A 16767-nucleotide genomic window follows, 5' to 3' on the forward strand; every position below is an offset into this window, starting at 1 on the left:
AAAGCGTCAACTCAGGCCGGACTCTCCCGGCAATGCCAACGCCACGCGGTATCAACAATCGGGCCAATCTCTACGTACTGCGCCTTCCATCCCAACGCGTCGAGAGCCAGCGACGGATCTGATACAAGCCGCGCTGGGTCACCCGCCCGCCGGGCGCCGACCTCCACAAGAATGGGATTGTTGGTCACCGCTTGTACAGAATCAATCACTTCAAGCACCGAATACCCTCTGCCGGTACCAAGATTAATTATGGTGGGGAGACTACTGCCCAGCCGCTCCAGGGCGCGGACATGCGCGTCCGCCAGATCATCCACGTGGATATAGTCGCGGATACATGTCCCGTCCGGCGTATCGTAGTCGTTACCGAAGATCGTAATGTGAGGCCGCACCCCCTTGGCCACGTCAATAATCAGCGGGATAAGATGAGTCTCGGGATCATGGCTTTCACCGATCCGGCAGGCGGGATCAGCCCCTGCGGCGTTAAAGTATCTCAGGGCGCACCACTCAAGCCCATACGCCACGGCGCAATCAGCGAGAACTCGCTCGACCATCAACTTTGAGGCGCCATAAGGGTTAACCGGATGGGGAGGCTCGGATTCAACAATCGGTACATTTTTGGGCACACCGTAGGTTGCGCACGTGCTCGAAAAAACGAACTTCTTGACGCCATTGCGGTGCGCAGATTCAACCAGAGATATTGTCCCACCAACATTGTTTTTGTAGTACTTCAGAGGATTGGAGACAGATTCACCAACATATGCAAAAGCGGCCAGATGAATGATCCCTTCCGGACCATACTTGCGCATAACCTGATCCAGACGGTCGCCGTCGGACAGCTCACCTACTTCAAGCGGACCCCAGTTCACGGCCCATTCATGTCCATAGATCAAACTGTCGTAGGTAACAGGCTGGAAGCCCGCTTGGGCTAAAGCTTTGCAGACATGCGAACCAATATAGCCCGCACCACCGGTAACGAGGATTGATCTCATCAACAAGGTTCCATTTTTGATTCAACCGCATCAAAACAATAGTGCAGACAATAGGCACCAAAACGACATAGGCCAAGATGCCTCTGTTGCAGTATCCGGTGGCGTGTTACTTGATCACAAGGCTACCGAGGGCCGCACGAGTTAGGTCAACAAATTCAACGGGGTTTGAGTATGAGAGTCTTTTCGACTGCGTGGCTAGCGGCCATATTGGCACTGTTCAGCTACGGCACGGCCATGGCTCAGTCAGAGCCATTCGTATCCCTCGACCGATATGAGCTAGGCCCAGGCGACCGCGTGCGCATCATTGTCTTCGGCGAAGCGGATCTCTCAGGCGAATTCGAGCTCGACAGCACCGGTGTAGTCGCCCTTCCTCTCATCGGCGAAATCAACGCGAATGGTATCCACGCACGGGCCCTCGAAACCCGCATCGAAGGTGCCTTGCGCGACGGATACCTCCTCAATCCGCAGGTCAGCGCCGAAATCATAGAATACCGCCCGTTTTACATTTTAGGTGAGGTTGAGCAGCCCGGAGAATACCCCTATGTGACTGGCATGACGATCGTGAAAGCGATCGCACTGGCTGGCGGCTACACCCCGCGCGCAAATCGGCGGCGGGTCTTTGTCCAGCTCAAAGGTGAAGGTCAGGAAATCGAAAAGCCCGCCGATGAAAGTGTTCGGGTGTCACCGGGTGACGTGCTACGCATACCGGAAAGCTTCTTCTAGGATACCTGCCAGGCAGGGTTACCTGTTGTTTGAAGAGGAGCGGCCCACGCGGGCCCCGCTAAGTGCGTATCTTAGTAGTAGCACCGGCCAGCGCCACCCCAAGCACAACCGAAAAGGTCAACGCGACGGCAGGAACCGATACACTAAAATCGAAAACAGAGTGAAGGCCCACCTGGGCCATCACTGCGAGACCACAGGCGGGTAAAACAGTTCCCGCCTTTCGGGCCGTCCCCGCCAGCAGTTTACGACCGAGCAGCACAAATCCAAGAATTGTTACCAGCGCAACCGGCAGCCCCGCGCCAGCAGCAAGCTCCAGAAATTCATTGTGCATGTAATCAACTTGAAACAGGGCATATTCCGTTGACGCATAAAGGAAATATGTCTGTTCAAACGCGCCAACACCATGACCAAGGAACGGCCGGTCTTCAATAGCCTGCAATCCGATATCCATAAGGCTTTTTCTGAAGCCAAGCACCGCAGGCGTTGCCAGCAGGCGGGTAAGCAGCGGATAGCCTGCCAACATGAGCAACCCGCTGGCAACAGACATTCCTGTGACCCAAGGTATGATAACAGGTTTGCTGGATGATCGCCCAAAGGCTCGCATCAGGACAAGAAGTAGGGCAACACCGATCAGCGTTGTAGCAACCCCAGCACGCGACCCACTCAACAACAGGGCACAGAACATGACCGCACAGCCGATCAGGTAAACTGATTCCTGCCCGAGAAAACGCTCGATACTGTCGCGCAACGCCCGGCGTATCGTGGTCGGCATCCGGAGCCCCCTAGCAACCATATGGTGCCGCCACAGGGCGACCAGACACACCAGCCCCATTCCCACAAAGGTGGCAAAGTGATTGCGGTTTACAAAAGGCCCGTTTGCACTAGACAGGTCCGTTGGATAGGGCATCACTGCAGGATGGACAGCAAAGTGCTGGCGAGCAGCAAGTTCTAGCAGGCCGTATGCACCATAGAACACGCCCGCTACGGCTACGACACGCAGTAGATGCAGCCCGAACGAGGCCCTGTAAACCGCGGCCGCCCAGGCCCCAACGCCAATTGTTAGATAGGAAAGGAGCCGGACTGCACTATTGGCGGACATATCCGGCGCAACCGAAATCGCTGCGTCGGGTGGGATACCATTGGCGCCTCCAAAGGAAATAAACCATGCAGGATGAAACCAGGATGCAGGAACGAGGTTTGAAGTCTGCACCATCGCCCAAACCGGCAGGGAAAGAAGGCAGAGTACACCCAACCGCAAACCGGCGCTTCTGTGCGCAAGCTGACGTTCTTGAGCGACGGGCGCAAACGCGAGAACGCCCATGAGGAGTGCCAACAGCGAAGCTGCCAGTGCAATGGCTGCCCACCCCCAGTCACGGTGTGACCCAAGCGGCAGCGGCGTTAACATCACGAGCAACCCGAGAACCGCAACCATAACCCAAGCACTGCCACGCCAGACAGCCGTAGGGCGATTCGTATGACGACGGCGATCAACCATTGGGAAATGCACGTTCCAGGATGTGCACCGAATAAGGCGGGCTGTAACCTCGCCGAAGAGCCTGGCGACCGTCGGCGCTTATCCAGGCTTCCCGAACCATCCGCAACACACCTTGTTGCGCCGAGATTGAAAGGTCCGGCCAGGCCCGCGCGGCAGCCTCGAACTTCACCTGTGTGAGATAGATAGCATGAGGCGCATATGTTTGGGCCATGCGCAACGCATGATCTGTATCCTGTCCGCGCTCGGCGAAAAAAGAAGTGGCCCATGCAAGCCGCGCCCAGGCAATCCCATCTGCCGGGCGTCGAGCAAGTTGATGACGGAGCACACTGATAGCACCTTCTAGATAAGTGCTTCGGGCTTCCATACCTCTTTGGTGAGCACGTTCGGCGAGAAACAAGAACGCGGTCGCGCTATCATGTTGCCACTCAGCCGAGGCGGCCGCGTCTCTGGCTGCCCCCACCAGTTTTCCTGTGGATACCGCGTCGCGCCGCTGCAGCAGCTCGGCCAGCGTGATGCCGTCAAGTGCATTCCGCGCCCGATCCATGCCGGAGAAAAAAAGGAAAGCTGCGATTGCGCCACACAATCCGCATAGCAGTACGCGAGGAGCCGACATCGATTCAATCAATTGTATCACGACGTATAGTAGTGACCATATTTTGAGTACTCACCATAGCCATATTCATAAAGTGAATGGCGGCGCACGTCTGCCCGGGTGAGAACCGCACCCAACAGCGGAGCCGAGTTTTCGCGCAATTGTAGCATCGATTTCTCCACTGCTTCCCGGCTGGTCTCATCCCAACGTACCGCCAGCAACGACATATCCACGTAACTGAGGAGATGCCGTGTATCGTTGACGGGCAGGAGAGGTGCTGAATCTATGATGACGATATCGAAAACACGAGCCATTTCCTCAACCAGGCGGCGCATTGCGTCCGATTGAACAATCATCGGAGGATTGGCCGGCGGTTTGAGGACTGGCAGAATGTACAGCGGCGATTCCGGGTCTTTGTGCATCGCCTCTTCAAGCGGCGTCGCGCCGGAGAGGTAGTCCATAAGCCCAACCTCCCAGCGATTTTGATCCAGCAGCTTTGCGATGGACGGCCTGCGCAGATCAGCTTCCAGAAGTAGGGTCTTCTTGCCCATGCCCGCATAAAGGCGCGCTAGGGACAATGATAATACCGACTTGCCTTCTGCTGACGTCGCAGAGGTCACCACAATCGTCTTCACGGTCTTGTCGACATCTGAGACCATCAAGGCGGTCTGGATGCTGCGGATCGCTTCTGTATAGGCAGAGAGTGGTTCCGTGATCGGCATTTTCGCGGCAGCAGTCCCGGACGAGGCCCCGCCCTCGGGCACCACCGCCACTACAGGTATATCGAGCGCGGTTTCAAGCTGACTGGCAGTGCGGAAGCCCTTGTCCAACTTTTCGACCATGAAGGCAATAATGAATGCCAATGCCATGCTTGCGGGGATTGAAACAGTAAAAATCTGGCGGCGGTTGGGCCGCACCGGCACAGTCGGCGCCGCTGCCGGAGATATCACCCTTGCATCCGGTGTCTGGACACCCTCGGTCTGCTGCATCTCTTTGAGGCGTGTGAGCATACTGTCATGCAGGGCTCGGGTGGATTCTACTTCGCGCTCCAGATCGCGCAACTGAATGCGCGCGCGGTCCTGCTCCGACGTTGCCCCCTGCACATCTTCTAGGCTGGTCTGAATGACGCCCACCCGGGCGCGCATAATTTCCGCATCATTCTGCAGCCGCTGCTTCACCCTGTTTACTTCCTGCGCGATTTTCGCCGCCAGATCCTGCTGTTCCGCACGAAGGTCAGTAATCTTCGGGTGCTTGGGCCCGTATCTGTTTGAATACTCCGCCGCTTGGCGGCGCAGTTGTGCCTCCTGGCCGCGCAGCTGGGAAATGATTCCCGACGCCAAAACCTCTGAAAGACTATCTAGTTGTATACGGCCGCCCGATGCTCGGTTGATCTGCCTCAGCTGTGCCTCGGCGGCAGCCAACTGGGCTTTTTCTGTCGTCAGCTGAGCGCTCAGAGTTGAAAGCCGCTGGGCAGTCAATGAAACCCCATTTGCCTCAAACAGATTGTTCTCCATCCGGAACGCTTCAACGGCACCTTCTGCGACAGCAAGCTGGTCTGCTAGATCATTGATCCGCACCGTGAGCCACTCGGTCGCCTTGCGCGTTGCATCAAACTTGGCGTTGAGTTGTTCGAGCACGTAAAGATTGGCAACGGAGTTGGCAATCTGTGCTGCCAAGGCCGGTTTAGTGGATTCAGCGCTGATGCTGATAACCGTGGAGCCGCCGACTGTCCGAACGCTCAGCGCAGAGCGAAGCTTGTTGACCACCCCAATCCGCTCAGGGCTAAGGAGATCTGTTTCGTCCCGTAGGGCTGCAGCGGAATTGAGTACTGGCTCGGCTGGAGCGGTGTCCGGCTCGTCAGCCGCAACTGTCTCCGCCAAGGTCAAGTTGAAATCCGGATTGGACATCAAGCCGATGTCTTCGATCACCCGCAACAGCAGGCTGCGAGACCGAATGATTTGAATTTGAGTCTGCATGGTAGTCTGGTTTGCTTCCAGCCCAGGCAACACCTGCTGAATATCCACCACCTGCTGTTCACGCGAATCGATTAGCACTCGGGCATCAGCCTGATAGACCGGCACAAGCTGCGCCACCCACGTGATGGTGACGGCCAGACAAACGACAAACGTACCCAGAATGATCCAGCGGCGGCTTATCGCCAGTTCACGTATGGCCTTGAAATCAAATGGATTATCTGCGGCGTCTCCAGCCAACGATGAAAGGTTTCGTACAGTTGTTTCTTCGTTCATCTGAGAAGCTTACACGCCCAACACTTGACCACATAAAAGGAAACTGCCGGCCACAGGTCTCAATGCCGCAGCGGACAGTAGCAGAAGTCATTCACCACAGGCGTCGCACAGGTCTACCAACTACATAGATCATCGGTCGCGAAGCACCGACTCCCTACGCACATAACTTTCAGAGTGAAAGTCGCAAGCCAAATGTGACTGTATTTTCATCATAGTCCGACGCGTTCACACTCGAATCCCGGTCGGTGTGATCGTAGCTCAGCACTGCCGCGACATTGTTGGTGAATGCATATGAGGCCCCAACACCGGCTGTAATCAGGTCGTCTGAGCGTCCTGTGCCTTCAAACTCGGAATTGGTGTAGTTCACGTCTGCGTCGACCGTCAAATTCCGGAGAATGCGCCAGTCAAGTGCCAAACCACCGGAATGATCAAGACTGCCACTTGCACCAGCAATGATGGTTTCCTCGACAGAGCGGGATCCGCTGGCCGTTACGGTAAGTAACGGTGTTGCAGACCATTCTAATTCGACATTGTAATCCACTCCATCGATGTCGGGTAGAGTCGAGTCATCATATTGCCGCTCGAAATAACCAACACCAATTTCACCAACGATTAGTCGAGAAACTTCAAACTGGATACCAGCAAGGACACTAACTTCCTCGGAGTCACGATTGACGCCACTGCGATCCAATGTCCGGTCGAAGTCGGTTCCCGTATAGGTACCACGCAGAAACCAAGTATATTCCTCTAAAAATTCGTAGCTAACTTCGCCCATTGCGAAATGGGAGTCCCGATCGCGGTCATTGTTGTCCACGATGCCGCCGTTGTTCAACGTCTCAGTATCGTAGTCCACAAAGCCGTAGCCGCCACCGGCAGCAACACCGAACCTGTTGGGCTGATAAGAAACAATCGCAGAGGTATCAAATTCCTGGAAACGGGGAGGTTCTGAAACCGACACTGGCACATCCGGGGCACCGCGCGATTCATGGTCAATTGCGTACGCAATCGTGGTGTCGACCGACAGCCCTCGAGATAGGTCTAGCTTGCCGTTCGATTCCGCAAAGAAATTGACGACGTCTTCACTATCTTCCGAAAAGAACTTTTGGGCATCAAGGTCAAGCAGCAGATCCACCTCATGGCGCGCGAAATTAGACGCCACATAAACACTGGGCGACACCAAGTAGAACCCATCTTCGGTCGTGTTACCGCTGGTCTGGAAGGTGTTGTCGGTAAACCCCACGCCGGCCTCAACAGAGGGATAGATGATAAATTGCCCGACACGCACGCCAATGGGGTTATAGGACTCATCAAAGCCAAACGGGTCAATGAGACTGTCCGCGAATGCCGGTGCGGCAAGCCCCACCGTTACAACGCCCACTGCCACCAACATCCCGCAACGGCTGGATTGAGTATTCTTCATGTATTTTGCCCCCATAGACCCCCGCAGCGAACACACCCGGCGCATCTAAGCAAATTTAACAAATCGTCGGGCGCCAACGAAGGCAGCCACTTGGCTTCACCAGATCACGAACCACTTGGTGTGGGCGGATCAGAACTGCTAAACTGGTTGATATCTGACTGCCGGCCCGGCCCGCTCGGGATGGCAGCAGTGTTGATCGTCGTGCCAACTTCCTGGGCGGCTGCCAAAATTATGGCCTCCACGTCTGTGTAGCCTGCACCCTCTAGCGCCTCAGCGAGCGCCAAAACGGTTGCATCGCCACTGTCTGCGGCGAGAACCGTTTCCGCCACCGCGCTGGCATTTCCATTGTTTGCCAGAACGGTCGGCAGCAACTCATCAACCAACTCAGGATCCAGCGCCATGATAACAGTTAGGATATCGAGCGCCTCTTGGCAGTTTGCGCCACCAGGACAAGCCGCCTCAATGGCCGCATTGCCAGCAGCTGCCAGCTGGCTAGAAGTGGCCTCACTAATGGTTGTCGGCTGCCCCGTCAGAGCGGCCAATTGAAGCTCAACTGCACTTTGTGCTTCGAGCAACCCTGTTGATTGAGCATTAGCCGACGCGCTCAACGCCACGAGCAATGCTACCGTCACGGCAACCAAGTGCCCAACACGACGCACTTCTGCAAAAACAGGCATAGCTGGCCCCAATTCTTCTATACACTCGGACTTCGTAGATCCATTGCTCAAAATTCAAGATCTACTTAGCACGGCGCATGCCCCGCGACAATCTTAACTAATGGTTAACGCGACATATTGCGATGCCGGCGTCGTAGATTTGCCTTGATGATTGCTATTAATCCGCGACACAAAAATGCTCACCCGTCGACGCACAGCCGGAAGTAGCAAGCAACAACTACCCACAGGTGCTTGCAACGCATTGGAATGTCGGTCATTTTTTACGCTTGGCCAACCTGCCTAAACTCGGCTCAGCCGGGGATTGTAGCGTCATGCCAAGTGCCAGACATGGCACGGATATTGCTCAATTTGTCAACGCTGGTTGGCACTGGAGTTGCGAAGCTATCACACTTGCTTTACCCGGCAGCGCCAATTGACAGTGCACGCAGGAGAGGATGACAGAGGGTCAGATGGCACATACCTCAGAACGCGAACTGTCGAGCAAGGTGCGTTTGATCCACGATCTTTTCTGGGTCACGTGCGCTCTCCCGCTTGCGCTGACCCTAAGGCACGCGGAAGCCTTGGACGCAGATTTCTTCACGTCTTCACGGTTTCTGCCTCAGCTGTACGTTTACATGCCTGTTCTTTGGGCGCTCGCACTTGCCACCTTCTTCTTCACCGGCAGCCATACGAAGCCCTGGCGCGCGGCATCGCACGGCCAGCTTTTCTACATACTGCGTCTGTCAGCCGTCGTCAGTCTGGGCTTTCTCGGCGTGGCTTTCCTCATTCAGTCGCCTTCAGTTGGCCGGTCAGTCCCATTTCTTTATGCCATGGGACTGACCCTGGGTATGATTTTGGGGCACCGGTTGCTGCTGGGCGGCTCGCGCCCTGCTCTCGCCAATCAGAACATGCGCGAATGGGTTCCCGTCATCATCTTTGGCACGGACCGCTTTGCTGAATTCATGATTTCGATGGCACAGGCCACCCCGTACAACAATCTGTGCCCTGTCGCAGTCGTGTCGGAAAGTGGTAGGACGCAGGAAAAATTCCTCCATGGGGTGCCTGTTGTCGGGGACGTGGGAAACCTCGACAAGCTAATGCTTGAACTGGCCACCCAGGGCATCCATCCCGTTGCTACATGTCGCTCGCCGAAAGTTGAAAACTGGGGCGCGCTGGCGGGCCGCCGTATCGACGACTTCGTTGCTCGCCACCGCCTCAAAGAAATCGGTCGCACCGATTTTCTCAGCACCTGCATCGAATCGTCCATAACATCAACTGGCGACGTACCCATGTTGGCGGCGCAGGCACGCACCCATTCGGTCAGCGAGCTTGTGAAGAGGATACTCGATGTCGCAATTGCGGTGATTGCGACAATTTTATTGCTACCAGTGTTTGCCGCGGTATGGCTCCTAGTAGTGGTGGATATGGGCCGGCCGGCAATGTTCGTGCAGGTGCGACCGGGCCGCTACTGCGCGCCTTTCAAGCTCTACAAGTTCCGCACGCTCAAATCAGCTACCGGGCCCGTCGGCGCGCCCCTCGCCGATGACCTAAGGCAAACCAGAATCGGCCGCGTTCTAAGGCGGTTGAGACTTGATGAACTGCCGCAACTCTTCAACGTCATTGCTGGGCAGATGTCGTTGGTCGGTCCGCGGCCCTGGGTTTTGACCGACCTTGATGGGCACGGCACTAGTGGTGATTTCCGTTTCCAAATGCGCCCTGGCGTCACCGGCTGGGCGCAGGTAAATGGTGGCCGCGTGCTGGATGTCGAAGCGAAGCTCAAATTGGACAGGTGGTACTGCGAGCACGCAAACCTTTGGCTAGACGCGAGAATTCTGCTGAAAACCATGTGGATCATGTTCGCCGGCGAGCATGTGGACGAAAAAGCCTTGCGCGATGCTGGCATTGATCCGGTGGCGCTATGTGATGACAAGGATGGTGGACATCCCGCGCCCATCGACCGTAGCCCTGTGCGCAACATCTAGAACCATTTAATACGGCAACATCGAGAGCAACAAAATTTTTAATTAGTCACAATCCGGCTCCATGCACATCCGAGTAGCATGCCCATTCCCAGCCAGTTCCTCCAAAGACGTCAATAGCGCCTCCACCGCGGCCACCGGACAATTACGGTAGAATACTCCACGAGCCTCAGCCTCACCGGCCAGAAGATGTACATCGGAGTTACGACTTCCCACGTAAATCAACGGTTTGCCTGAAGCCAAGCATCCATATATTTTCGACGGAAGCACGAATCCCACAAAGTCGTCTTTAAGCGTTATGAGGTGCGCGTCAGGGGTGACAAGCAGGCTAGCAAGCTCGTCAAGGGGCACTGGTTTACCGCGCACATATGGCAGACCGTCCGCCTGCAGAGCTTCTTCAACAGTTCGCGCACCGGCCCCCAAAGCATTCAGCCACAGAACAACACGCCCGGACCCGCGCTTGTGATGCTGCCGGTAGGCTTCTATGAATGTCTGTGTATCATGCGCTACTCCCCAATTACCGGAATATAGCAGCAAGACGGCCCCCTCATATCCATCGGGTCGTTCCAGCGGCAGTGTTTGGCTTGTGATCTCAACCGGTGAGGGGTCACGCTTAATCTCAATGCGGGATTCAGGAATGCCGATGTCCTTGAGCCGTTCGCGCTGATCTTCCCCCAACGCCTCGAAATGGTGAATGTGGCGGCGCCAGAACACCGTGACACGATACAAAGCCTTGAGCAGCAGACCACCGCCGCCACGTTCCGCCATTATGCATTCCGGGTGGAAATCGGTGATCCGGTAGATTATGCGCTTGCGCAACAGTATGTTCAGTGGCACCAGAAAATGGATCAAAAAGGGCGGGCTTCCGGTGAAGAGTATGTCATCGGCCTCGCGCAAATGGCGCCATACGCGGGTGATCAGCTTTGTATTGACCCTAAGCGTCCAAAGCGCCCGCTCCCGCAGGCTACCCTTGTCATATTTTTCCGCCTTGAGACGGATGATTTCCAGCGACCCGTTAGGAGCATCAACGCGCACACTGGAATCTACTGTTGATGAAAGGCCCGCCAGCACCACATCATATCCGCGCGCCATCCAATCGCGAGCGAAAAGCACACTGTATTGCCCTACGGCCCCGAAATCTGGTGGTAGCCAGTCACAAAAATAAACAAGTTTGCGGTGCTTCATTCAGGCATCTTACAACTAGAGGCTTTAAACCCTCGAACAGGATGGGTCATCGCCTAGATCGTCCTGCCCAAAACCGTGAAGGGTGCGGCCGATTTCATCCGCGCACCAACATCACTCCCAGCGCGGATGAACAACACATTGTCATTTCGGTGATCAACTCGGCGCGGCGACAACTCCCGGCTGAATGGATCATAGACGCACCGCTCAAACCCCGCGCCCTCAAGCAATGCCACCGTATCACTATCGTGAAATCCGTACCGCTGACCGCTGCCATTCAGCTCCACCACTATAGCCTCAAGGCGTGTGTCTACCAGCAATTGCGCTCCACCCCTTAAAACCGGTAGCTCGTAACCTTCCACATCCAGTTTCATGACCCGTGGCACCTGATCGCCGAGTTCATCGTCCAGCCGCACGACCATTATGTCGGTAGATGACCCAGCCTTACCATCCACGTCGACAACATGATTCACAGTATCCAGTCCGGTCGTAAAACGAACTGTGCCGGGGGTCTCGCCAACAGCTGCTTCAACGACTCGCACCCGATTTTCCACACAATTGAGCCCAACATTGCGCCTCAGCCACATCGATGCCCCTTGGTCAGGCTCAAACGCCACCACACGCGCCCCGACCCCCGCGGCAGCTAACAGCGTATAAGAGCCAATATTTGCCCCTACATCGGCAAAGACGTCTCCGGGCTCAAGCGCATGAAGCACGAATGCCATGTCTTCAAACTCATGGAGCCCCGTATAGACATTTCCAGTAGCCCCAGTCATGCCGCGGACCGCGAGAAGCCTCGCCCCGTTGACAATGGGTATCGCCACCGGCGCAGCCAGAAGCCGCGACCCGGCCTGCCAGCTAAGATACCGCCACAGGGCTGCCAACCGCCGCTCACGGCAGAGCGGATGAGTGAGGATATGCCACATAGTACCAATAGGTGTCACAGCTCAATCACACCGCACTTGTTTCCGGATACCCGATGCAGGAGTCGGTTTTCCGAAACGAACTCCATGAACGCTTGAAAGGCGCCGTCCCAGCGATTGTTGTCGAGTACGTCATCAACCGCAATCACGCCGCCAGGAGCCATATGCGGAAGCATGTTCTCAAGCGCTTTCTTGGTGGGCACGTAGAGATCAACGTCAAGAAAGCAAAAATTGATAGGGGCAATAGTCGAAAAATCAAATTCCGACACATCGGTCTGGATGGGTTGCACGAACGGGTACTGTACGAAATTACTCTTCCACACCTCAAAATCGTTGTAAGAAAATCCTACAAGCTCTCCTCTCGTCTTGCCCCGAGTCTGATACTCAAATTCGAGGTCGGCCTTGGTGAACGAGGAAAACGTATCGAGGCAATAAAACATCGTATCGTAGGACTGGCGTTTTATGTGCTCCGCAATAAGCTTGCTGGTAAGACCACGCGCCAGACCGATTTCAACCACACAACCGCCGCTGTTCGCTTTCGAGCGTTCAATGCCGTTTATGATCTCCGCAATCTGGATCGGCTCTATATTGTATTGATATCTCGGGGCGCCCAGGCTGGTATGCCGGAAAACGACCTGTTTGAAAAACTCCTTCAAATAGCCGCTCATATGTTGTTCCCCTGGTTACACTTTCAATGTGGAAGCAGCACTACAGCACCTTGAACGGAACAATCGGGCACATCTAATATCCCGCCGCCGCATATTTCAGTGCACAGCCACCGTTTTGTTAGGCTGCCCGCTATCTGCACCTGTTTCCACCTTTGGCCGAGAGATGTCGTCAGGCCGGCTTATGAATGTGTTCCCGAGCACAAGCACATCCATATTGGTCCGCAGGAAGCAGTCGATGGCCTCCTCTGGCCGGGTGACAATCGGCTCGTTCTCGTTAAATGAGGTATTCAGCAGCATCGGTACGCCGGTCAACTCATGAAAGCGCCGAATGAGCCCGTAATACCTGCTATTTGACGCCTCCGTTACGGTTTGCAGGCGGCCTGTGCCATCTGCATGGACAACTGCGGGTATCGCAGCGTGTTTTTCCGGCTTGATCCCAAAGACCTTCATCATAAAAGGCACATCGTCATCTTCCTCAAACCACTCAGCCACATGCTCGCGCATGATTGAAGGGGCAAACGGCCTGAATGACTCCCGCCGCTTGATCTTGAGATTGAGAATGTCCTTCATGTCGCCCCGGCGCGGGTCACCCAGAATCGAGCGGTTGCCCAATGCCCGTGGGCCCCATTCCATACGTCCCTGAAACCAGCCGACCACTTTCCCTTCCAAGATCGCCGTCGCAGTCTTATCGAAGACTTCCTCAATCGGACTGTTGAGATTGACCGTGCAGCCACGCTCGGCAAAATCGCGGGAGAACCTCTCAACGACCTCGCCAATCTGCACATCGCTATAGCCGGGGCCGAGGTAAGCATTAGGCATTCCGGAGGCGGAAAAGTTGCCGCCAAGTTGCTGCCAGACATTAAGTGCAGCACCAATGGCACCACCCGCGTCTCCCGCGGCTGCCTGAATATAGACCCGCTCAAAACCCGTATTGCGCCGGATCTTGCCATTCGCTAGAGAGTTCATTGCGCAACCGCCGGCAAGACACAGATTAGTACTCTGCCCACGGACCTTGAGAGCGTTGAGTAGGTTGAAGAGCGCGACCTCATAAATCACCTGCACGGAATGCGCGATGTCTTTATGCACCTGCGCCAGCTCCTCGCCTGGTACACGCGCTGGGCCGAGCAGGTCTTCCAGCCGGTCGGCGAACAGAACACCAACCTCAGGTGATCCATCCTTCCACTGATAGGGAATGTGCTCCCGCCCATGACGGAAATAGCGCTGATTCAGGGTAAAACGACCATCAGCTTCTAGATTCACGACATCTTCTAGTTTTGAAACAAATGTGGGCTGACCATAGGCCGTAAGCCCCATCACCTTGTACTCGTCACCGTAATTTCTGAAGCCAAGATATTGTGTCAGTGCCTGGTAAAACGCACCCAGTGAATGGGGGAAAAGAACCTTATTGTGGATGACAAGATCGGTTCCATCCGCTACCCCCCACAAGGCACTAGCAAAATCGCCGAAGCCATCAACAGAGGCGACACAGGAACGATCAAAACCCGAGACGGCCGAGGCGGATACAAGATGCGCCCGATGGTGTTCAACACCATGCACTGCACCCGAAAACCCGTCATGCGGAAAAGCTTGCGCCAGATGGCCGGCGATATCATGCCGCTCAGACCGATTTTTTAACCTGTCGAGAATTGATTTAGGACTTGGAAGCCGGCGAGCTGCAAACAGTAGTCGCTCCTTGAGATTGGCGCGGCTATCCTGGTTGAGGGCGATATGGTCAATATCGCTCAGGCGCACGCCTCCTTGGTCCAGGCAGAACTGGATTGCCTGTGAGGGAAACCCGGCCCAGTGCTTAATGCGCCGGAACCGCTCTTCTTCTGCAGCAGCGACGATACGCCCGTCACGAATCAGACAGGCGGATGAATCGCCATGGAAAGCATTCAACCCAAGGATCAGCATTCGCGGTTCGGTCCTTTTTCGTCTGGCCTGCCACTCAGGCGCCTGTCCAGCAACTCAAGCGAGAGCAACAGCTCAGCGTAACAACGCTGCAAAGCATAATGCAGCCCGGCACGCCCATCTAGAATACACCCCTTCCAGAACAGGCAATAGCCTAGAACAAGAAGCGGACTAGGGATTGCCAGCAGCCGGATCTTGTCCTTCCAGCCACCTCCGCCATCAATTGCCAGAATGCGGTCGGCTTCCTTGCGGACATATGAACGTTGAGAGCCGAGCCACCGCTCGATTGGCTTCCGGTCATCGTGAATAATACGCGAGGCCAGTCTTTTGACGGTCCCCGGCACCTCCACCCTATGCCCATGACCGACGTCCCTGTAACGGGCGATGCCTGACCGGTAAAGCACCGTTCGCGGCGGATACAGCGTACCCGATAGCCTTTGTCCGTAAACCGCGTAGATGAAAGATGTTTCATAGCCGCTTATGTCACGCCCATCAGACAGGCTGCGCACTTCATCCTCGAATCCGTCGTCAAGCACATAGTCGGCGTCCATCGACAAAACCCAGCCTCTGGTCACATGGCCAAGCCCGAAATTGCATTGCTCAGCAAAACTGTCAAACGAACGTTGGATGACATCCACATTCTCGAAACCGGCCGCGATCTCCAGCGTGCTATCGGTGCTGCCGCTGTCTATCAGTAAAACCCGCCCAGCCCATGCGAGCCGTTCAAGGGTCCGCTGGATGTTTGCCTCCTCATTAAAAGTGAGGATCATCGCAGTGATTTCGCCGACGTCCATTTTCATTGTGCCCCTGCACTCAATTCGGCGTATGTGCGCAACATTTGGTCGGCGATCCGCGGCCAAAGGTAGTCCCGGCGGACGGCAGCAACAGCATTCGCCGACATGCGCGCTAGTTCCTCTCGGTCTGTCAGAACGCCCGCGATGCCGGCACCCAGCACCTCAGGGCCGCCGGCACAAACGATGCCACTGTGGGTCCGGGCCACCATATCCGCTAGACCGACCTCCGGAGTGACGACTACGGGGCAGCCTGCTTGCATGGCTTCAATGACCGCAACGCCAAAATTCTCTGACTGCGAGGGAAGCGCAAACACGCTCGCGCTGGCAAACAGCGCCCGTTTTTCACTCCCCGAGACTTCCCCGACAAACCGCACCCTGTCAGCAAGCCCAAGCCGGGCAACGATACCATCAAGCACGCCCCTGTAGCCTTCCTCGTCGTTACCCGCAATCACAAGCTCGGCAGCGGGAACATACGTTAACGCTTCAATGAGCCGGTCAATGCCCTTCTTCCATGAGATGCGGCCAAGAAACAAAATTACCGGCGCATTCCCAGACCCGCCCTGAGCGGCGTGTTGCACTGGCCCTTCTATGTCATCAACACCATTGGGAATGATGACATATCGGTGAATGGCCAGCCCGAATGCCTCAATCTCTGCCTTCTCTATTTCGCTGGTCACATGCAGGGCAGCAGCACCCTCGAGGTTGGCGCGGTCAAGACCATATATCCAGGCGCGTTTCAAAAACCCGCTCTTCTGCTGCACCAGCGTCCGGTCAATCATGCCCCTTGGTGCATGTACTAGCGGCACATCATGAAGTCGTGCAACCCGCCCCGCCTCATAGGAGGGCCATACGAATTGCGCATGAGTATGCACTACGTCAAATTTCTTGATGTGGGCCCGCAGCGCCGTTCCCATGAGACGAGAATAGTAAAACCGCTGCCCTAGGGTCACCGCAGGAAAATAGGTCACGGAAACCCCGCCCATCTCAACCGGGGTCGAGACGGGAACATCCGATATGCCGGCGCCATCAACATTTGTTGTATAGACTTCCACCTCGTGTCCCGCCGCTGCCAATGCGCCGCAAAGTCCGTGTACAGACCGTATAGGACCGCCATATCGCGTGGCCGGATAATAAGTTGCCGTGATATGTAGGATTCGCACGAAAGCCCCCCTAGTAATACTAAGTC

14 protein-coding genes are annotated in these 16767 nt (G+C 55.7%); 2 read left to right on the forward strand and 12 right to left on the reverse strand.

Annotated elements, in window-relative coordinates; translation table 11 throughout:
* Positions 1-11 precede the first annotated feature (11 nt).
* On the reverse strand, positions 12-995 hold the full coding sequence (galE, locus tag BN1012_RS12345; protein ID WP_197538305.1) for a UDP-glucose 4-epimerase GalE: 984 nt from the start codon (positions 993-995) through the stop codon (positions 12-14).
* Positions 996-1160: 165 nt separating this feature from the next.
* Here galE and BN1012_RS12350 point away from each other — a divergent pair, with 165 nt between their 5' ends.
* Complete coding sequence (locus BN1012_RS12350) at positions 1161-1712, forward strand: polysaccharide biosynthesis/export family protein (protein WP_043949838.1); 552 nt, start codon at positions 1161-1163, stop codon at positions 1710-1712.
* A 58-nt stretch (positions 1713-1770) separates the two neighbouring features.
* On the opposite strand, the gene BN1012_RS12355 is transcribed toward BN1012_RS12350, so the two are convergent.
* The 5 genes from BN1012_RS12355 to BN1012_RS12375 all read right to left on the reverse strand — a co-directional run bounded on the left by BN1012_RS12355 (position 1771) and on the right by BN1012_RS12375 (position 8145).
* Positions 1771-3144 (reverse strand): O-antigen ligase family protein, encoded by a 1374-nt coding sequence (locus BN1012_RS12355; protein ID WP_043949839.1) that lies wholly within the window; start codon positions 3142-3144, stop codon positions 1771-1773.
* A 55-nt stretch (positions 3145-3199) separates the two neighbouring features.
* Complete coding sequence (locus tag BN1012_RS12360) at positions 3200-3820, reverse strand: hypothetical protein (protein WP_043949840.1); 621 nt, start codon at positions 3818-3820, stop codon at positions 3200-3202.
* A gap of 17 nt (positions 3821-3837) precedes the next feature.
* Positions 3838-6048 carry a GumC family protein gene (locus BN1012_RS12365; protein ID WP_043949841.1) on the reverse strand — a complete coding sequence of 737 codons (2211 nt, stop codon included), beginning with the start codon at positions 6046-6048 and terminating at the stop codon, positions 3838-3840.
* A gap of 169 nt (positions 6049-6217) precedes the next feature.
* Positions 6218-7468, reverse strand: coding sequence for an outer membrane beta-barrel protein (locus tag BN1012_RS12370; RefSeq protein ID WP_171815961.1), 1251 nt, complete (start codon positions 7466-7468; stop codon positions 6218-6220).
* A gap of 104 nt (positions 7469-7572) precedes the next feature.
* Positions 7573-8145, reverse strand: coding sequence for a hypothetical protein (locus BN1012_RS12375; protein ID WP_043949843.1), 573 nt, complete (start codon positions 8143-8145; stop codon positions 7573-7575).
* Between the two features lie 449 nt (positions 8146-8594).
* On the opposite strand from BN1012_RS12375, the gene BN1012_RS17020 reads away from it, so the two are divergent.
* Positions 8595-10106: a sugar transferase gene (locus BN1012_RS17020; RefSeq protein ID WP_171815962.1), complete on the forward strand. Its 1512-nt coding sequence runs from the start codon at positions 8595-8597 to the stop codon at positions 10104-10106.
* A gap of 42 nt (positions 10107-10148) precedes the next feature.
* Here BN1012_RS17020 and BN1012_RS12385 read toward each other — a convergent pair whose 3' ends face one another.
* The 6 genes from BN1012_RS12385 to BN1012_RS12410 all read right to left on the reverse strand — a co-directional run bounded on the left by BN1012_RS12385 (position 10149) and on the right by BN1012_RS12410 (position 16741).
* Positions 10149-11288, reverse strand: a complete 1140-nt coding sequence (locus BN1012_RS12385; protein WP_145973461.1) for a glycosyltransferase family protein — start codon at positions 11286-11288, stop codon at positions 10149-10151.
* A 53-nt stretch (positions 11289-11341) separates the two neighbouring features.
* On the reverse strand, positions 11342-12061 hold the full coding sequence (locus BN1012_RS12390) for an FkbM family methyltransferase (RefSeq protein WP_171815963.1): 720 nt from the start codon (positions 12059-12061) through the stop codon (positions 11342-11344).
* Between the two features lie 164 nt (positions 12062-12225).
* A complete protein-coding gene (locus tag BN1012_RS12395) occupies positions 12226-12876 on the reverse strand; it encodes a class I SAM-dependent methyltransferase (RefSeq protein ID WP_043949846.1) in 651 nt (216 codons plus the stop codon).
* Positions 12877-12972: 96 nt separating this feature from the next.
* Positions 12973-14790 (reverse strand): carbamoyltransferase family protein, encoded by a 1818-nt coding sequence (locus tag BN1012_RS12400; protein WP_063958504.1) that lies wholly within the window; start codon positions 14788-14790, stop codon positions 12973-12975.
* Positions 14784-15587, reverse strand: coding sequence for a glycosyltransferase family 2 protein (locus tag BN1012_RS12405; RefSeq protein WP_052535237.1), 804 nt, complete (start codon positions 15585-15587; stop codon positions 14784-14786). Before BN1012_RS12405 ends, BN1012_RS12400 begins: the two co-directional genes overlap by 7 nt.
* Positions 15584-16741, reverse strand: a complete 1158-nt coding sequence (locus BN1012_RS12410; RefSeq protein ID WP_081826378.1) for a glycosyltransferase — start codon at positions 16739-16741, stop codon at positions 15584-15586. Before BN1012_RS12410 ends, BN1012_RS12405 begins: the two co-directional genes overlap by 4 nt.
* Between the last annotated feature and the right edge of the window lie 26 nt (positions 16742-16767).

This window comes from Candidatus Phaeomarinobacter ectocarpi, from assembly GCF_000689395.1.
In the GTDB taxonomy this organism is placed as follows: Bacteria; Pseudomonadota; Alphaproteobacteria; order CGMCC-115125; family CGMCC-115125; genus Pyruvatibacter; species Pyruvatibacter ectocarpi.